13 protein-coding genes are annotated in these 15,717 nt (G+C 71.5%); 4 read left to right on the top strand and 9 right to left on the bottom strand.

Translation table 11 applies throughout. The annotated features are described in order from the left end of the window. The 5 genes from ABWI04_RS26505 to ABWI04_RS26485 all read right to left on the bottom strand — a co-directional run. Positions 1-976 (bottom strand): SseB family protein (locus ABWI04_RS26505; RefSeq protein ID WP_353834135.1); only part of this gene is annotated, 976 nt, incomplete at its 3' end. A 60-nt stretch (positions 977-1,036) separates the two neighbouring features. Further along, positions 1,037-2,710, bottom strand: coding sequence for an SseB family protein (locus ABWI04_RS26500; protein ID WP_353834134.1), 1,674 nt, complete (start codon positions 2,708-2,710; stop codon positions 1,037-1,039). Between the two features lie 97 nt (positions 2,711-2,807). Beyond that, positions 2,808-4,346, bottom strand: a complete 1,539-nt coding sequence (locus ABWI04_RS26495) for a hypothetical protein (protein ID WP_353834137.1) — start codon at positions 4,344-4,346, stop codon at positions 2,808-2,810. A gap of 587 nt (positions 4,347-4,933) precedes the next feature. Next, positions 4,934-5,713, bottom strand: coding sequence for a cytochrome b/b6 domain-containing protein (locus ABWI04_RS26490; RefSeq protein WP_353834133.1), 780 nt, complete (start codon positions 5,711-5,713; stop codon positions 4,934-4,936). Next, entirely contained in the window at positions 5,700-6,404 is a 705-nt protein-coding gene (locus ABWI04_RS26485) for a molybdopterin-dependent oxidoreductase (RefSeq protein WP_345183067.1), read from the bottom strand. Before ABWI04_RS26485 ends, ABWI04_RS26490 begins: the two co-directional genes overlap by 14 nt. Positions 6,405-6,521: 117 nt before the next feature. Here ABWI04_RS26485 and ABWI04_RS26480 point away from each other — a divergent pair, with 117 nt between their 5' ends. From ABWI04_RS26480 to ABWI04_RS26470, 3 genes are all read left to right on the top strand, one after another. Beyond that, entirely contained in the window at positions 6,522-7,103 is a 582-nt protein-coding gene (locus ABWI04_RS26480) for an HhH-GPD-type base excision DNA repair protein (protein WP_353834132.1), read from the top strand. Between the two features lie 380 nt (positions 7,104-7,483). Then, entirely contained in the window at positions 7,484-9,574 is a 2,091-nt protein-coding gene (locus ABWI04_RS26475) for a SpoIIE family protein phosphatase (protein WP_353834130.1), read from the top strand. A 253-nt stretch (positions 9,575-9,827) separates the two neighbouring features. Further along, positions 9,828-11,477, top strand: coding sequence for an RNA polymerase sigma factor (locus ABWI04_RS26470; protein WP_353834129.1), 1,650 nt, complete (start codon positions 9,828-9,830; stop codon positions 11,475-11,477). 140 nt (positions 11,478-11,617) lie between these two features. On the opposite strand, the gene ABWI04_RS26465 is transcribed toward ABWI04_RS26470, so the two are convergent. Then, positions 11,618-12,361 carry a YaaA family protein gene (locus ABWI04_RS26465; protein ID WP_353834136.1) on the bottom strand — a complete coding sequence of 248 codons (744 nt, stop codon included), beginning with the start codon at positions 12,359-12,361 and terminating at the stop codon, positions 11,618-11,620. A gap of 35 nt (positions 12,362-12,396) precedes the next feature. On the opposite strand from ABWI04_RS26465, the gene ABWI04_RS26460 reads away from it, so the two are divergent. After that, positions 12,397-13,116 (top strand): GNAT family N-acetyltransferase, encoded by a 720-nt coding sequence (locus tag ABWI04_RS26460; protein ID WP_353834127.1) that lies wholly within the window; start codon positions 12,397-12,399, stop codon positions 13,114-13,116. 176 nt (positions 13,117-13,292) lie between these two features. Here ABWI04_RS26460 and ABWI04_RS26455 read toward each other — a convergent pair whose 3' ends face one another. From ABWI04_RS26455 to ABWI04_RS26445, 3 genes are all read right to left on the bottom strand, one after another. Continuing rightward, positions 13,293-13,523: a DUF7455 domain-containing protein gene (locus ABWI04_RS26455; protein ID WP_345185546.1), complete on the bottom strand. Its 231-nt coding sequence runs from the start codon at positions 13,521-13,523 to the stop codon at positions 13,293-13,295. Between the two features lie 119 nt (positions 13,524-13,642). Then, entirely contained in the window at positions 13,643-14,716 is a 1,074-nt protein-coding gene (locus ABWI04_RS26450) for an ABC transporter permease (RefSeq protein ID WP_345185550.1), read from the bottom strand. After that, on the bottom strand, positions 14,713-15,615 hold the full coding sequence (locus ABWI04_RS26445) for an ABC transporter ATP-binding protein (RefSeq protein ID WP_353834126.1): 903 nt from the start codon (positions 15,613-15,615) through the stop codon (positions 14,713-14,715). Before ABWI04_RS26445 ends, ABWI04_RS26450 begins: the two co-directional genes overlap by 4 nt. Between the last annotated feature and the right edge of the window lie 102 nt (positions 15,616-15,717).

Genomic DNA, 15,717 nt, shown 5'->3' with positions numbered 1-15,717 from the left:
GGCCGCCCGGCCGGGCACCGCGCCCCTCGGCGCGGGACGCCGAGCCGCGCGACGAGCGGCGCGACGACTGACCGGCCACGTGGACGTCGGTCGGCACCGGCGGCGTGGGCGTCCGGGGCTCCTCGGGTTCGAGGAGCGCGTTGGCGTCCAGGTAGCACGCGCTCGGCAGGCCGGGGTTCACCGCGAGCTGCCACTCCGGGTGCGGCCAGCGCCGCGACAGCTCCGCCAGCGAGGCCTGCCGGTGGTGGACCGCCTGCCCCTGCAGAGAGCGGTCCATGGCCTCGGGCGAAGTGAAGGCGAGCACGAACGTGCCGTCGCCGAACCGCGCCGTGGCGAACTGGTGCTCGCCGCCCTCCGGATCGCCGGGCGCGGGCAGGTACAGCGTGGCGCGCGCGAGCAGCTCCAGGTAGCCGTGCTGGTCACCGCGTTCGCGGGCCTCGGCCAGCGCCGCCTCCAGGGCCGACCCGGACGGGCGTGCCGGACGCGCCGCGGCCTGGGCGGGACGCTCGTCCTCGGGGACGGCGAGCGCGATGCCGAGACCGGGCAGGGCCAGGGGCCCGCCGCCGGACCCGGCCTTGCTCGCCTGGTAGACGAGTTCGAGCGGGGACTCGATGCCGTAGACGTCGCGGAACGCGCCCGTCATCTGCCCGGCGAGCAGGGCGCACGCTTCCAGCAGCTCCGAGGAGGCGCGCCCGCCGCGGCCGCCGCGCTCGCGGAAGGTGAACCGGTCCCACCAGTTCTTGCGGTCCTCCTCGTCTGGCGGCTCCCAGCCGAGCGCCCTCAGTCGCCGCTCCTGACGCGACGCGAGGGGGCGGGGCAGGAACGCGCTGCCGACGGCCTCCGCGTCGAGCGTCCCCTCGGAGCGCATCGCCTGCACGTAGGGCAGACCGCTCGGACCTTGCAGGATGAGGAACGAGGTGACCGGCAGCCGTGAAAGCTCCAGTGTCAGCCGTCTGGCGAAGTCGTTCCAGTCCACTGGGGATCCACTTTCACGTGCGGGGCGGGATTCCGTACTCGACGGTAGCCGAAGGGCGCGTCACTCGCTCCAGGGAGACGGGACCGCGTCGGCCCGCACGGGTGTCCAGACGCCGCCGATGGCGTCATAGACCGCGACCGGTTCCTGCCCGCCCTCGCCCGCCGAGCGCCACAGGCGCGTGCCGTCCGGCGGCCGCATCGGGACGCCGGCGGGACGCGGCGCATGAGCGGGCGCCTGCCGGGCCCGCCGCGCCGCCCGGGTCGCCGGGGCCGGCGGGACCGAAGGGGCTGGCGGGACCGACGGGGTTGGCGGGGCCGGCGGGTCTTCGGCAGGGCCGTTGCTCGCCAGCGGGTCCTTGACCGGCGGGGTCTCGGCCGGAGGGGTCTTGACCGGCGGAATGTCGGCCGGCGGGTCGTCGGTCGGTGCGCCGAGAGGCGCCGCAGCGGCCGGCTCCGGTGCCCTCGGCGGTGCGCCGCCCGCTTCCAGGGCCGCCCGCAGATCGGCCGCCGAGTACGGGTCGACCGCCGTGTGAGCGTCGTCGTAGGGGACGTCCGCCCCCCCGCCCGGAGCCGCCCCGCCCGGGGCGGGCGCTCCAGGGACCGAACCGTTGACCGGAGGAGTCGAGCCGCCGGCGACGGGGTTCGGCCCAGAGAGCGCGTTGGGGTCGACCGTTCCGTAAGGGTTGGGCTCGTTCGACAGAGGGTCGTACTGGAGGGGCTCGGGCGCTCCGACTCTGCCGCCCTGCAACCGCCCGATGACCGACGAGTCCAGGAGCACTTCGCTGGGCAGGCCCCAGTTGATGGCCAGCCGCCACGCGGGATCGGGCCAGCCAGCGGCCAGCCGGGCGAACGAGGTGCGCCGGTACAGGCCGGGATGCCGGTCGCCGGTGCGCGCGAGTGCCCCGGGCGAGGTGAACACCGTGACGTAGGTGCCGCTGCCGATGGTGATGGTGGGGAACTCGGCGCGGTCGGGGTCCTCCACGGCGGAGGCGGTCGCCGGCAGCACCAGGTCGGCGTTCTCCAGGAGCTTGAAGTAGGCGGTGTTGTCGCCGTTCGCCTTGGCTTCGGCGAGACGTGGTTCGAGCAGTTCCGCGTCCATACCAGGCAGCGCTTGATCCGGCAGCGGCAGCCGCGTCCCCGCCGGAGGGGCGCCCGCCGGAAGAGGATCGGCGCCCGACAGCGGATCGGCGCCCGACAGCGGATCGGCGCCGGACAGGGGGTCGACACCAGGGCGGGCTCCGCCGGACGATGCGCGGCGCTTGCTCACCCGCGACGGGTCGGCCACCTCGATCCCGAAGTCGAGCAGCTCGATGAGGCCCGACCCGTGCCGGTGGAACGACTCGTACACGAGGTCGGACGGGCGCCGGACGCCCTGGACGTCCCGCAGCGCCGTGACCATCACGTCGGCCAGGCGCGAGAAGTCGGCCTCGGTCACGCTCAGCATCCCGCCGGGCATGCCCGCCTCGGGCAGTTCGGTCCACCAGTTGCGCGGCGCGGGGTCGGCGGGCGGGCGCCAGCCCACCTCGCTCATGACCTCCTCGTCGGCCAGGGTGAGCAGGAGGGGGCCTTCGAGGAAGTTGTTGCTGACGGCCTCGGCGTAGAGCCGGTCGGGCTCGCGCATGGCCTGGACGTAGTGACGGCTCTCGTCGCGTTCGCGCACGATCAGGATCGTGTCCCGTTCGAGACCTGCCAGCTCACGTCCCAGCCGCCGGGCGAACTCGGACCACTCCAACAAGATCACTCCCTACGACCAGGGGCCGGTGCCGACCCCCGCGAGACCGCGCCCGGGACCCGATGATTGTCGCCGGGAGCGCGACGCGCAAACCGGGAGTTCAGTCAGGCGGCGGTTCGTGACGAAGCACACGCAGGGCCTCCCGGAGGGCCTCAGGGTCGCCCCCGCAGCGGTCCAGAACGCCGATGAGCCTGTGCAGGATCTCGTGGCGTTCGTAGCCGACGTCCAGCAGCGACTGCGCGGTGTCCCACAGGTGGGGCGGCTCGCCGTCCCACAGCATCGCCGCGAGCCGCATGTGCGCGTCGAGGTGCTCCTCGTCGCCGCCGGGGTGCTCGAACTCCAGCAGGGCGCGGCGGTCGCCCGGGTCGGCCGGGTCGAGCTCCGACAGGTCGAGGATGTCGTCGCGCCCCGCCCGCCGGTGCGTGCCCGACAGGAACGGCAGGGCGAACGCGCGGCGGGGGAGGGCCTCCAGGTCGCCGTCGGGCAGCAGCCGGTCGACCAGGCCCCGGTCGAGGCCGAAGGCGGCCGGATCGCGGTAGGCCGCGGAGAACTTCGCGGTGGCGTCCCAGAGGGCGTCCAGGGTCGCCCTGATCCCCTCTTCCGGCAGCCCCGTCCGCCGTCCGGCCCAGCGGATCCACGCGGCCAGGACGTGGGGGACGGCCTCCTGCTCCGACGGGGAGAGCAGGACCTTGCGCGGCAGCCAGTCGAGCAGGAACATCTCGCACTTGATCGGGCTGACCCGCAGGGGCCGTCCGAAGTCGTGCGCGCAGCCGTAGTCGATAATCCGGTCCACGCACCGGATCGCCGCGGAGATGTCCGACAGCTCTCCCGCCTCGTCCGAGGCGAGGAACCGCGTCGCGATCGTGGCGCGCCGGTCGCGGCCGTACACCGGGGGCTGGGGCAGGCGTCCGCCCGGCGGAAGGATGTCCACGCGCGCGCGGACAAACGCGTGATAGGAGCCGAAGTTCTCGTTCACCGGCGGATCGTCTGTCTCGTCGGTGAGATCCAGGGCGCTCTGCAGCAATGCCTTGGTGTCGCGCGGGTCGAGCTCCTCGAACCGCATCAGCGGGTTCTCGCGGCCTTCGCGGCGGCAGTGGTCGAGAAGCCGGTCCACCCGGGAGGAGACCCAGGCGTCCCGGACCATCCCGCTCGCCGGCGGGCGCCCCGCAGGCGCGGCCGGCGCGAACGGGCCGACGCGCGGGAGGACGACCCCGGCCCTGTTGCGGTCGACCAGGATGACAAGGGCGTGCCTTTCGGAGCCCCCGTAGGTGTAGGTGCAGATGATGGAGTCTTGGTCGCCGTAGACGTCCCTGGACGCGAAGCACGCCTCGGGCTCGACCATGCCGACGCGGTCGGCCCAGCCGGGCCTGGCGACGCCGTCGCTCATCAGTTGCAGCGCCGCGCGCTCGGCCTTGGCCGCCTGGCGCGGGGTGCCCATGTAGGCGATGCCGGTGAGCAGCGCCAGCGCCGCCGGCGTGGCGGCGGCCGCGGCGTAGCCGACCAGGGCCTCGCCGATGACCTCCTCCACGTCGCCGTCCGGGACGCGCTGCCCCCACCAGGAGCCGAGGATCTCGCTGACGATGAGCTCCGCGTCCAGGGGACTGCGCACCGCCAGCAGTTCGCGGGCGTGCTGGAGCATGCCGTCGAAAATCGCCGAGACCTCGTCCGGGGGTTTCGGGCCGTCCCGGGCCGGGTCCCCGGAGGAGCGGCTGCGGCTGCGGGGACTCACCCCCCTAGCCTCTCAGATCCGGCGCGTACGGTGTCCCGGACACCGGCGAAGGCCGGAATGGGCCGCCACCGAACCCACGCCGCCTCGACCGGCCGCTCAGCGGTCTGTTCAGCCGGAAACGTCGCCGGTGGGTGAGTGCCTAGAGGGCGGCTGCGATTTCAGGATCCCGGTGAGCTGCTCCCGGGCCATCCGCTCAACTCTGTCCGGAGTGGTCTCCAGACCCAGATGGGCCATGCAGGCCTGGACGTCGGCCACACACCGGTGCACCGCGTCTGAGGGGAAGGACGCGAACTCGTCGCAAAGCCGCTGTGCGAGAGCATCACGTGTCTCGTTCCGGTGATCGGCCAGTGCAGGCATCAGCGCACACCTCCGCGCACGGGGTACCGGCGGACGGGGACGCCGCCGGTGAGACGGAGTTCCCTCGGACGGCCCATGCCTGGGAGCTTCAGCGAGAACCCTGCCTCGATGTCACATTCCAGGCCCCGACGCGGAGAGAGTCAAGACGTTCCGGGGGGTCGTTTCGCAAATTCTGGACCCCGTTCACCGGGCGTTCCCCGAGGACCGGCCGGTGCCTCGCCTGTCTCCGCGCCGGCCCCGTCCACCTGCGGGTTCGCTTCGGCGGCGGTCGGCCGTCCAGCCGCGTCCGGGGACCTGCGCGCGGCGTCGGCCCAGCTCGCGTGATGCCGTGCGGCCCAGCCGGGGTCCACCCGCCCGGTCAGCATCCCTGTCAGCGCCTCGCGATCCCTCAGCGCCTCCCACAGGTGCCCGGCGGTCACCGCGAGGACGGCGAGGAAGAGCCAGTCGTGGACGAAGGTGGAGCCCGTGCGCCACCGGTCTTCCCACGGGCCGGGGAAGGTCATGATCTCGCCGGTGCCGAGCATGACGAGGATCGCGCCCGCCGTGAACGCCGCGTTCAGCTTCTGGCCCGCGTTGAACTTGCCTACTGGCAGGACCCCGCGCCCGTCCCGGACGGCCCTGCGGTCGCCGCGCCTTAGCCACTCCCAGTCCGCGGGCACGAACCTGTTCAGCCTGCGAAGGTCGGTCCTGAACGCCCGGGACAGCAGACCGAGCACGATCGGCACGGGCAGGGCGAACCCGCACCAGACATGGACGGTCTTGACCATCTCCCTGCGGCCCACCAGCGTCGAGAGCGGCGGCAGGTAGAGCACGGCGGCGGTCAGCAGGCAGACCAGCATCAGCAGTGCGGTGACATGGTGGATCGAACGCTCGGCCCGGGTGAAGCGCACGAGCCGGCCCGGCGGCTCAGGTCGGTGCATCGCTGCGTCCGTTCGACCGTCCCACCCAGGCGTCCACGTCGTAACCGAGTTCCTCCCAGTAGCCGGGCTTCACCCGGTCGGTCAGTTCGATGCCGCCCAGCCATTTCAGCGACTTGTAGCCGTACATGGGCGCGACGTACAGCCGCGTGGGACCGCCGTGATCGTGGGTGACGGGCTTGCCGTCCATCTGGGTCGCGACCAGGACGTCCCGCCGTCGCGCCTGCTCCAGCGTCAGCGACTCGGTGTAGACGCCGTCGAACGACGTGAACCGCACGGCGCGGGCTCGGGCGGACACTCCGACCGCGTCCAGCAGGTCGGGCAGCGCCACGCCGACCCACCGCACATCCGGCACCCGCCAGCCCGTGACGCACTGGAAGTCCCTGTCGAGCGCTGTCTGCGGAAAATGCGCTAGATCGGCCATCCCAAATGATTGCGGCTTGTCCACAAGACCGGAAACGGTCACCCGGTGCGTAGCGGCGCTGTGCCGCTTCACACCGGGCGTGACCGAGTAGTAGCGAAACCCGCCGGCAGCAGGCAGGACGTCCCCGATCGGCCCGACCGGCGCGAGGGTCCGGCTCACCTTGTCCTGGACGGACGCGCCCACGGCGGCCCCCGCCACGCCGAGGCCGAGCATCCCCAGGACGACCCTCCGCCCCACCGGGCTGCCTTCCAGTCGTTCGTCCTCGCTCACCGCTCCATTCGAGCACCCCGGCCTGCGGCTCGCCAGGGGGCGGAGGACCTCGTAAGACTTCTGACAGATCCCGGCGTCGCCTCCGACCGGCTCCGGGCGCCGCCCTAAGCTGACCCCATGGCCACGAAGGTTCACCTCGCGCAGCGTCCAGAGGCCGACGAACTGCTCGGACGCAGTCCGCTGGCCGCTCTTGTGGGCATGCTGCTCGACCAGCAGATCCCGATGGAATGGGCGTTCTCCGGCCCCTACACCATCGCGCAGCGGCTCGGTTCGGACGATCTGGACGCCTACGAGATCGCCGCCTACGACCCGGAGCGGTTCGCGGCGCTCCTGGCGGAGAAGCCGGCCGTCCACCGGTATCCCGGCTCGATGGCCAAGCGCGTCCAGCAGCTGTGCCAGTACCTCGTGGACCACTACGACGGTGACGCCGAGAAGGTGTGGAAGGGCGTCGACAGCGGCAAGGAGCTCTACAAGCGGCTGAACGGCCTCCCGGGCTTCGGCAAGCAGAAGGCGCAGATCTTCCTGGCCCTGCTTGGCAAGCAGTACGGAGTGCGGCCGGAAGGCTGGCGCGAGGCCGCCGGCGACTACGGCGAGGAGGGCTCGCACCGGTCCGTCGCCGACATCACCGGACCCGACTCCCTCGCCAGGGTGCGGGCCTTCAAGCAGGAGATGAAGGCCGCCGCCAAGGCGGCCGGGTGAGGTCGCGAGCAGGACGGAACTCGCCGAACGGGGCGAGTTGACACCCCGTGACGCATGTACGCCGTAACATCTCCTACTTGCCGTCCATGCCGGGCCGCCGCGCGCGCCCTCCACGACGGTGTCCGAAACCGACGAGTTCGTCCGGGGCCGAAGGGGCAAGGATGTTCATCAGGGCTTCCGTACGCGGCGAACCATCGGGATGATGAAGACCTGACTCCGACCGGTGTTGTGATGGAGGCGGGAGCGTTAACCTGCTCCCATTCACTCATAGTGATGAATAATTGCCGCGCGGTACGGGACCCTCTGGGGCGGAGGTGTTGTCGTTGAGCACCGAGACGTCCGTTCCGCATCCCCGCGTCTCAGGGGTGGAGGGGCAGCCCATGGATGCGTCCGACGCCGCGCTGTACGCGACCTTGCTGCGGGAAGCGCCCGAAGGGCTGGCGTTCTTCGATCGCGATCTGCGTTGCCGCCGGGCCAACGACGCGCTCGCGGAGCTGCTGGACGTGCGCGTCCGCGATCTCCAGCAGCGCCGGCCGTCGGAGGTGCTGCCCGAGGCGCTGGCGGCGGCGTTCGAGACGGCGCTCCGCAAGGTGATCGCCGACGACCGCCCGGTGACCGACCTCGAACTCGTCGTCCCGGTCCGGGATGCCGATGCGCCCGGCGATGCGACCGGCGATGCGCCCGGCGTGGCCACCGCCGTCGAGGAGCGCATCCTGGCGTGCACGTGGCTGCCCGCCAAGGGCGGCGGCGACGAGCGGCCGGGCGTCGTCCTGACCGCTCTGGACGTGACCGAGCGGCGCAGGGCCGAGGAGGTCATCCGCCGCAAGGAGCAGCGCTACCGCTCGCTCGTGGAGGCCAGCGCCCAGGTGGTGTGGGTCGCCGCGCCGGCCGGCGGGGCGATCGACGACGCGCCCGAGTGGCGCGCCATCACCGGCCAGACGCCGGACGACTACGCGGTCGGCGGCTGGCTGTCGGTCGTGCATCCCGAGGACCGGCCCCGCATCGAGGCGCACTGGCGCGACTGCGTGGCAGAGAACCGGGTCTTCGAGACCAACTACCGCATCCGCACCAAGAGCGGCACCTACCGGCACTTCGACGTCAGGGCCGTGCCCATCTGGCGCGGCGACGCGGTGATCGAGTGGGTCGGCGCCAACACCGACGTCACCGGGCAGCGCGAGGCCGAGGAGATGCGCGGCCGGCTGACCGAGCAGCTCTCGGCGGCGGCGCTGCGCACGGCGCGCCTCCAGCAGGCCACGTCCATGCTCGCCGAGGCCCTGACCGTCTCCCAGGTGGTCCAGGTCATCACCGAGGTCGGGCGGTCCGCCATCGGCGCCGACTACTCCGCGGTGGCGCTGCTGGACGACGACAAGCTGCGGCTCAGCATCGTGGCCCCGTCCCAGCCGGGGACGGAGAGCGAGACGCCGTCGCCGTCCCGCGACGGGATCAAGGTCAGCGACCAGACCGTGATGTCGGTGGCGGTGCGCGAGAGCCGGCCGTTCCTGGCCGAGCACCCCGACAGCCTGCGCCTGCAACTGGGCCACGGCGAGCGCGACCTGTTCGCCCAGCACACGGAGGAGCGCGCCTGGGTGGGCCTGCCGCTGCTCGCGGCCGGCGCCCCGATCGGCGCGCTCCGCTTCTCCTTCACCCGGCCCAGGGAGATCACCGAGGAGGAGCGGGTCTTCCTGGAGGCGCTCGCGGGCCAGTGCGCGCTGGCCGTGGAGCGGGCCCTGCTGTTCGAGCGCGAGCACAAGACCGCCGAGGAGCTCCAGCGGAGCCTGCTGCCCAGCGACCTGCCGCAGCTGCCGGGCATGGCGCTCGCCGCCCGCTACAACCCCGCGACGCGCCACGTGCAGGTGGGCGGCGACTGGTACGACGTCTTCCGCCTCGCCGACAACCGGCTCGCCGTGGCCGTCGGCGACGTGATGGGCAAGGGCGTCCTCGCCGCGGCCGGAATGGGCCGCGTGCGCAACGCCCTGCGCGCCCTCGCGCTGAACGACCCGCGCCCCGCCGCGGTCCTGGCCGGCCTCGACCGGCTGTTCAGCGCCACGGAGGACGAGGAGCAGTTCACCACCGTCGTCTACGCGGTCATCGATCCTGAGACCGGGCAGGGAGAGCTCAGCAACGCGGGCCACCCTCCGGCCCTGCTGATCTCGCCCGACACGCCCGCGCGCGTGAGCAAGCGCGAACCCGGAACTCCCCTCGGCTGGCCGAGCCAGCGGCAGCAGACAAGTTTTTCCATCAGGACCGGCAACACTGTGGTCTTCTATTCCGATGGACTTGTGGAGAACCGTAGGCGTGGGGTGGACGCCGGGCTTGAGGAGCTCGTCGCCGTCGCGGCGGACGCCCCACCTGAAGTGGTAGGAGATCCCGAGAGACTCGTCGACTTCCTGGTCGATCGGATGCTTGCCGGATATGAGCAGGTAGACGATGTGACCGTGCTTGCGCTGCACGTCCCGCCCAAGTCCGAGTGAACCCCGCCGAAGACGGCGCCGAGACGGTCCGCGACGTTCGAAGGACCGCCCCGCGCCCTCTAAGGTGGAGTGTTACCGGGTAGGACTCCAAGGCGGAATGCGCAGCAGTGCCAGAATGCTTGACCCAGAGAGAGCGGGTACGCTGCGGTCCCGCACCGGGAGGTCCGCTCCGTGTGTGGTCCCACCCAGTGTGAGGCCGAGCCCGTCAGGGCACTTGGGTCAACCAAGCCACACGTTCGTTCGAGAGGTATTTGTGTCGCCTGCTAGCTCGACCTCGAAAGCGTCAGATCTGCACGATCACGTCATCGCGCAACTGATCGAGCGTGGACGGTCCCAGGGTTACCTCGAAGCCGACGACGTACGACGTACGTTCGAGGAGGCCGACATCCCCGTGTCGAAGGCCTCCAGCATTCTGCGGAGCCTCAGCAAGGAGGGTGTGACCGTCATGGTGAGCGCTGCCGACTCCGCGGCGCCCAAGCGTCCGCGCAAGCGCGCGACGCCGCCGGCACGCAGGCCCAAGACCGCCGCCGCCGCCAAGGAGCAGCCCGACACGGTGACCGCCGTCGTCGGCGACGACGCGCCGGAGGAGGCCGCCGCCGCGCCGCGCCCGGCGGCTCCCAAGCCCGCGCCGCCGAAGAAGGCCGCGCCGGCCAAGGGCGCCAAGGCGAAGAAGGCCGGACCGGCGAAGAAGGGCGCGCAGCCGGTCAAGGCCGCCCCGTCCGACAGGGCCGACAAGGGTGAGGACCCCGAGGTCGACGACGAGGTCGACGTCGACCTCGACGAGGACCTGACCGACCTCGAGGCCGAGCTCGTGGACGACACGGCCGAGGCCGAGGAGCCCGAGGCCGAGGCCGAGGAGGAGCCCGCCGCCGCGCCCGTCGCGAAGGCCGCTCCGGGCGCCAAGGGCGACACCCCGACCTCCGAGGAGGAGGGGTTCACCCTCGGCGACGACGACGAGGACGCGCCCGCCCAGCAGATCGCGGCCGCCGGCGCCACCGCCGACCCGGTCAAGGACTACCTCAAGCAGATCGGCAAGGTGCCGCTGCTGAACGCCGAGCAGGAGGTCGAGCTCGCCAAGCGGATCGAGGCCGGCCTGTTCGCCGAGGAGCGCCTCGCCGTCACCGGCCCCTCGATGTCCGAAGAGGACCTCGAGGACTTCGAGTGGATCGCCGAGGACGGCCGCCGCGCCAAGAACCACCTGCTGGAGGCCAACCTCCGCCTGGTGGTCTCGCTGGCCAAGCGCTACACCGGCCGCGGCATGCTGTTCCTCGACCTGATCCAGGAGGGCAACCTCGGCCTGATCCGCGCGGTCGAGAAGTTCGACTACACCAAGGGCTACAAGTTCTCCACGTACGCCACCTGGTGGATCCGGCAGGCCATCACCCGCGCCATGGCCGACCAGGCCCGCACCATCCGCATCCCGGTGCACATGGTCGAGGTCATCAACAAGCTGGCGCGCGTGCAGCGGCAGATGCTCCAGGACCTGGGCCGCGAGCCCACCCCGGAGGAGCTGGCCAAGGAGCTCGACATGACCCCGGAGAAGGTCGTCGAGGTCCAGAAGTACGGCCGCGAGCCCATCTCGCTGCACACGCCGCTCGGTGAGGACGGCGACAGTGAGTTCGGCGACCTCATCGAGGACTCCGAGGCCATCGTCCCGGCCGACGCGGTCAGCTTCACGCTGCTGCAGGAGCAGCTCCACTCCGTTCTCGACACGCTCAGCGAGCGCGAGGCGGGCGTGGTGTCGATGAGGTTCGGCCTCACCGACGGGCAGCCGAAGACGCTGGACGAGATCGGCAAGGTGTACGGGGTGACCCGGGAGCGCATCCGGCAGATCGAGTCCAAGACCATGTCGAAGCTGCGGCACCCGTCCCGCTCGCAGGTCCTGCGCGACTACCTGGACTGACCGGCCGCACCGCGGACCGACCGACGGCAGGGCCCCGGCGATCGCGCCGGGGCCCTGCCGCCCCGCGCCCTGCCCTGCGCTCTGCCGCCCCGCGCTGGGGTGCTTGGGGCGTTGGGGTGGCCAGGTGTGGCCGCGGGGCGTCAGTCGTGGAGGACGACGTCGAGGTTCGCGCCGTTCAGTTCGGCGGTGTGGCCGAGGCCGGCGACGGCCTTCAGCAGCTCCTCCGGGGTGCGCGGCGCGGCGCCCGACTTGATCAGGTCGTGGGCGACGCGTCCGCGGGTGGCCTTGGCCATGTGGCTGACGACGGTGCGCTTGGGGACGCCGCCGACGAGGCGCTCCCGGAACACCCGGACGGAGACCGCCGGGCCGGGCGCCTTCCACACCGACGCGTACGGTCCGGACCGCATGTCCACGACCAGGTCGTCGTCCAGGCGGAGGGTCCTGCGCATCGCCGGGCGCCACGACGCCCCCAGGCCGCTTCCAGGCGGCAGTGACACGCCCATGGACAGCCGGTAGGGCGGGACGCGGTCGGTGAGCCTCAGCGCGCCCCACAGCCCCGAGAACACGATGATCTGCCGGGCGGCGGCCTCGGCGTCCAGATCGGCCAGGTCGAGGTTGTCGTAGAGGACGCCGGTGTAGAGCTGCGCCACGGGCAGTGTCGGGGCCTTGCGGAGAGCCTTGTTGCGAGCGAGGGCCTCGTCGGCCTGTCCGGGGGGAAGCCCGAGAACCTCCGCCGCGTCGGCGCCCCGGGACGCCTTCGCCAGGGCCGCCAGAACGCGCCGCCTCGTCGGCGTCAGGCCGGGGAAGCTCAGTGAGGCCAGGTCGAGGGGCGGACCGTCCCCCTCGGTAGCCTTCTTCTCCGACGGCGGCAGCAGGATGTGCACGATCCCCCCGAAAGCGGTGACGGATGGCGCGGTCATTGGACAGGCGTTTGGGCGAACTGGTCGCCGAGGCGTGGCCCGCGCCGTTCGCCCAGGATATGGGCGGCTGGCTGCTGCGCCACGCCGACGGTGTGACCAAGCGGGCCAACTCCGTCCTGCCCGTGCACGACCCAGGGGACGTGGACCTGGCCATCGGGCGGGCCGAGCGCTTCTACACCGAGCTCGGGCTGCCGACCGTGTTCCTGATGGACGCCCAGGCGCGGCCCGAGGGGCTCGACGGAGTCCTTGAGCGGCGAGGCTACGAGCTGGTCGAACCGACGATCGCGATGACGACGGACCTGAGCGGTCCCCGCGAGCGCGGCGGCGTGGACGTCATGGACGCCCCGTCGCGGGAGTGGCTCGATCTGTGGTGGTCGGTGGACGGTCGCCACGACCATCAGCTGCCGATGGCGGAGAAGATCCTCACGGGGGTGGGCGCGGGCTACGCCGGGGTGGACGGCCTCGCCGTGGGGCGCGGCGTCATCCAGGGGAAGTGGCTCGGCGTCTACGCCATGGCCGTCGCGCCGGACGCGCGACGGCGGGGCCTGGGGCGGCGCGTCCTGCGGGCTCTTCTCGGCTGGGGGAGCGAGCGGGGATGCGAGCGGGCGTACCTGGTCGTCGTCGAGCGGAACGCCGCCGCCAGGGCGCTGTACGAATCGGAGGGGTTCGTGCCGGCGGCCGCATATCACTACCGCGTAAGGAATGTCACCGCGAGGTGAGAACCGGGGGGGCGAGCGCATCAGGGCACTGTCCCAATATGGTTACGATATGCAGTCACTCATATACTCTCCGCAGTTATCGCCGCATCGCGCTGCGGGGAGGGGCAATGGAGGAAAAGGGAACGGCGACCGCCGTCTCCGGTGGCCGCCGTCCTTGGCTCGCTCTATTTGGAGGTCTACCGCTCCTCGTCCGGAGCGACAGTCGGGGTTTCGGTAAGCCGGTCGGTCTCGTCCTGTATGTCGGCCCCGTTGGAGCGGAGCGCCTCTGCGTACTTGCGACCGTGGTGGGCGCAGAACAGAAGGTCGCCGCCGCCTACAAGGACCGCACGGACGTAGGCCTGAGCGCCGCAGCGGTCGCATCGGTCGGCGACGGTCAGCGGCTTGGTTGGGGCAAGGGCTCCAGTCACGGCACCTTCCTCATGCTCGGGGTCGGTACTTAGGACAACATCTAACCCGACGTGGGCGTTCCCAACCTGGTTCTTCGTACGCCCACAGCAGAATGGCCCAATAAGTGACCGAGGTCACATTAGGCCGCGTCCCACCGGAACAGGCGCACGGCGATCAAGGCTCCGACGACCGCGACCCCCAGCAGAACGGCGATCTGGGGCAACGCCGAGGTCGGCCCGAGTCCTCTGCCCATCACATTGAGCATGCCCTCGTTGAGATAGCGCAGGGGGAAGATGTACGACAGCGTCCTCATCCAGGTCGGCGAGGCGTCCAGCGGGAAGAACGAGCCGCCGAGGAACGCCATCGGCAGCACGATCAGCTGGGTCACGGCCTGCGCGGTCTCCTGCGTCTTGGCCCACGCGCCGATCAGCATCCCGATCGACAGGAAGGCCAGCACGCCCGCGATGACCATCGGGATCGCCATCCACCAGGCGCCACTGAGCTTCAGGCCGAACATCGGGAGCTGCGCCACGAGCACGAAGAGCGCGAACTGGACGAGCGCCACGGCGAGGCTGACCGCCACGCGCGCGGCGAACACGGTGGGGATGGGGGCCGGGGAAAGCTGGAGGCGGCGCAGGATGCCCTTGGTCCGCCACGTGACGAGCGTCTGGGACGCCCCGAAGACGCCCGCCGACGCCAGCGCCCAGCCCAGCAGGCTCGGCGTGAAGAACTGGATGGCCTTGAGCGAGTCGTCCTCCACCCGCTGGTCGGTCAGCCGGTAGGCAGGCGGCTTGCCGGAGGCCGAGAGGTTCGCCGACTGGACGACCGAGTTCATCAGCCCCCGCACGGTCCCGGACTTGACCTGGTCGGCCGCCGAGTAGTGGACGACCAGCTCGCCCCCGCGCTGCTCCACGACGGCGTCCGCGTCGCCCTTCTCCACCGTGCGCAGGGCGGCGGCGCGGTCGGCGGCCTTCTCGACCTTCATGACCTTGCCGAGCTCGCCCCCTGCCTGCGCCACCGCCTGGTCGAGGACCGGCGCCTTGCCCACCTCCAGGATCTTCACCTTGGACGTGGACTGGTGGCCGAAGATCCCGCCGAAGACGACCAGGAACATCAGGGGGAACAGCACCGTGAAGAACAGCGCCGTGCGGTCGCGCCGGAAGCCCAGGAACATCGCTCTGGACAGGCTCTTGAAACTCTCGAACGTGCTCACGCCCTGTACTCCCGTCCGGTGAGCTCCAGAAAGACGTCCTCAAGGGTGGCGCCGCGGATCTGGACGCCGTCCAGCGCGTTCTTCGCGGCCATGGCGGCGACCACCGCGGAGGGGTCGCGGGTGGAGATGGTGAGCGAGACGCCGTCGTCCTCGGCCTCGTCCGCGCCCGGCAGGAGCCGCGCGTCGGCCACGTCCAGGACGCCGCTGGCCACGCTGATCCTGGCCGGGGCGTCCAGCCCGCGCACCAGGACCGCGGGCGGGCCGAGCCGCAGGACCCTGCCCGCGTCCATGATGGCGACGCGGTCGCACAGGCTCTCCGCCTCGTCCATGTAGTGCGTGGTCAGGACGATGGTGCGGCCCTCGGTGTTGATCGACCGGAGCACGTCCCACAGGTTGCGGCGCGCCTGCGGGTCCAGCGCGGCGGTGGGCTCGTCCAGGAACACGAGCTCGGGGTCGTGCACGAGCGCGCACGCGATGGACAGGCGCTGCGCCTGGCCGCCCGACAGCTTCTCGACGCGGGTGTCGGCCTTGTCGTCCAGGCCGACAAGTTCGAGCATCGAGTCGGCCTTCTTCGCGGGGACGCCGTAGAGGGAGCCGAACGTCCGCAGCTGCTCGCGCGTGGTCAGCCGCTCGAAGAAGGAGGACGCCTGCAACTGGACGCCGATCCGGGGGAGCAGCTTGGAGTTGCGCGGCCAGGGGGACATGCTGAGCACGGTGAGGTCGCCCTCGTCCGGCTCCCGCAGGCCCTCGATGATTTCCAGGGTGGTGGTCTTGCCCGCGCCGTTCGGCCCGAGGATGCCGAAGAACTCGCCCTCCTCGACGGAGAACGTCACCCCGTCCACGGCTCGGACGTCCCCGTATCGCTTGCGGAGGCCCGAGACCTCGATCGTTTGCGCCATGCGAGGACAGTAGGGATTAATCGGGCTTTCGCGCACCCACCCTCGGGTGGAGGTCCGGGTCCAGAAGTCGGAGTGCGGGTAGCCTGGCGAACCGTACGGGCC

Source organism: Actinomadura sp. NPDC000929 (assembly GCF_040492065.1).
Lineage (GTDB): Bacteria > Actinomycetota > Actinomycetes > Streptosporangiales > Streptosporangiaceae > Spirillospora > Spirillospora verrucosospora.
Note: the sequence above shows the minus strand (reverse complement) of the source record. Positions and strands in the feature narration are given on the sequence as shown.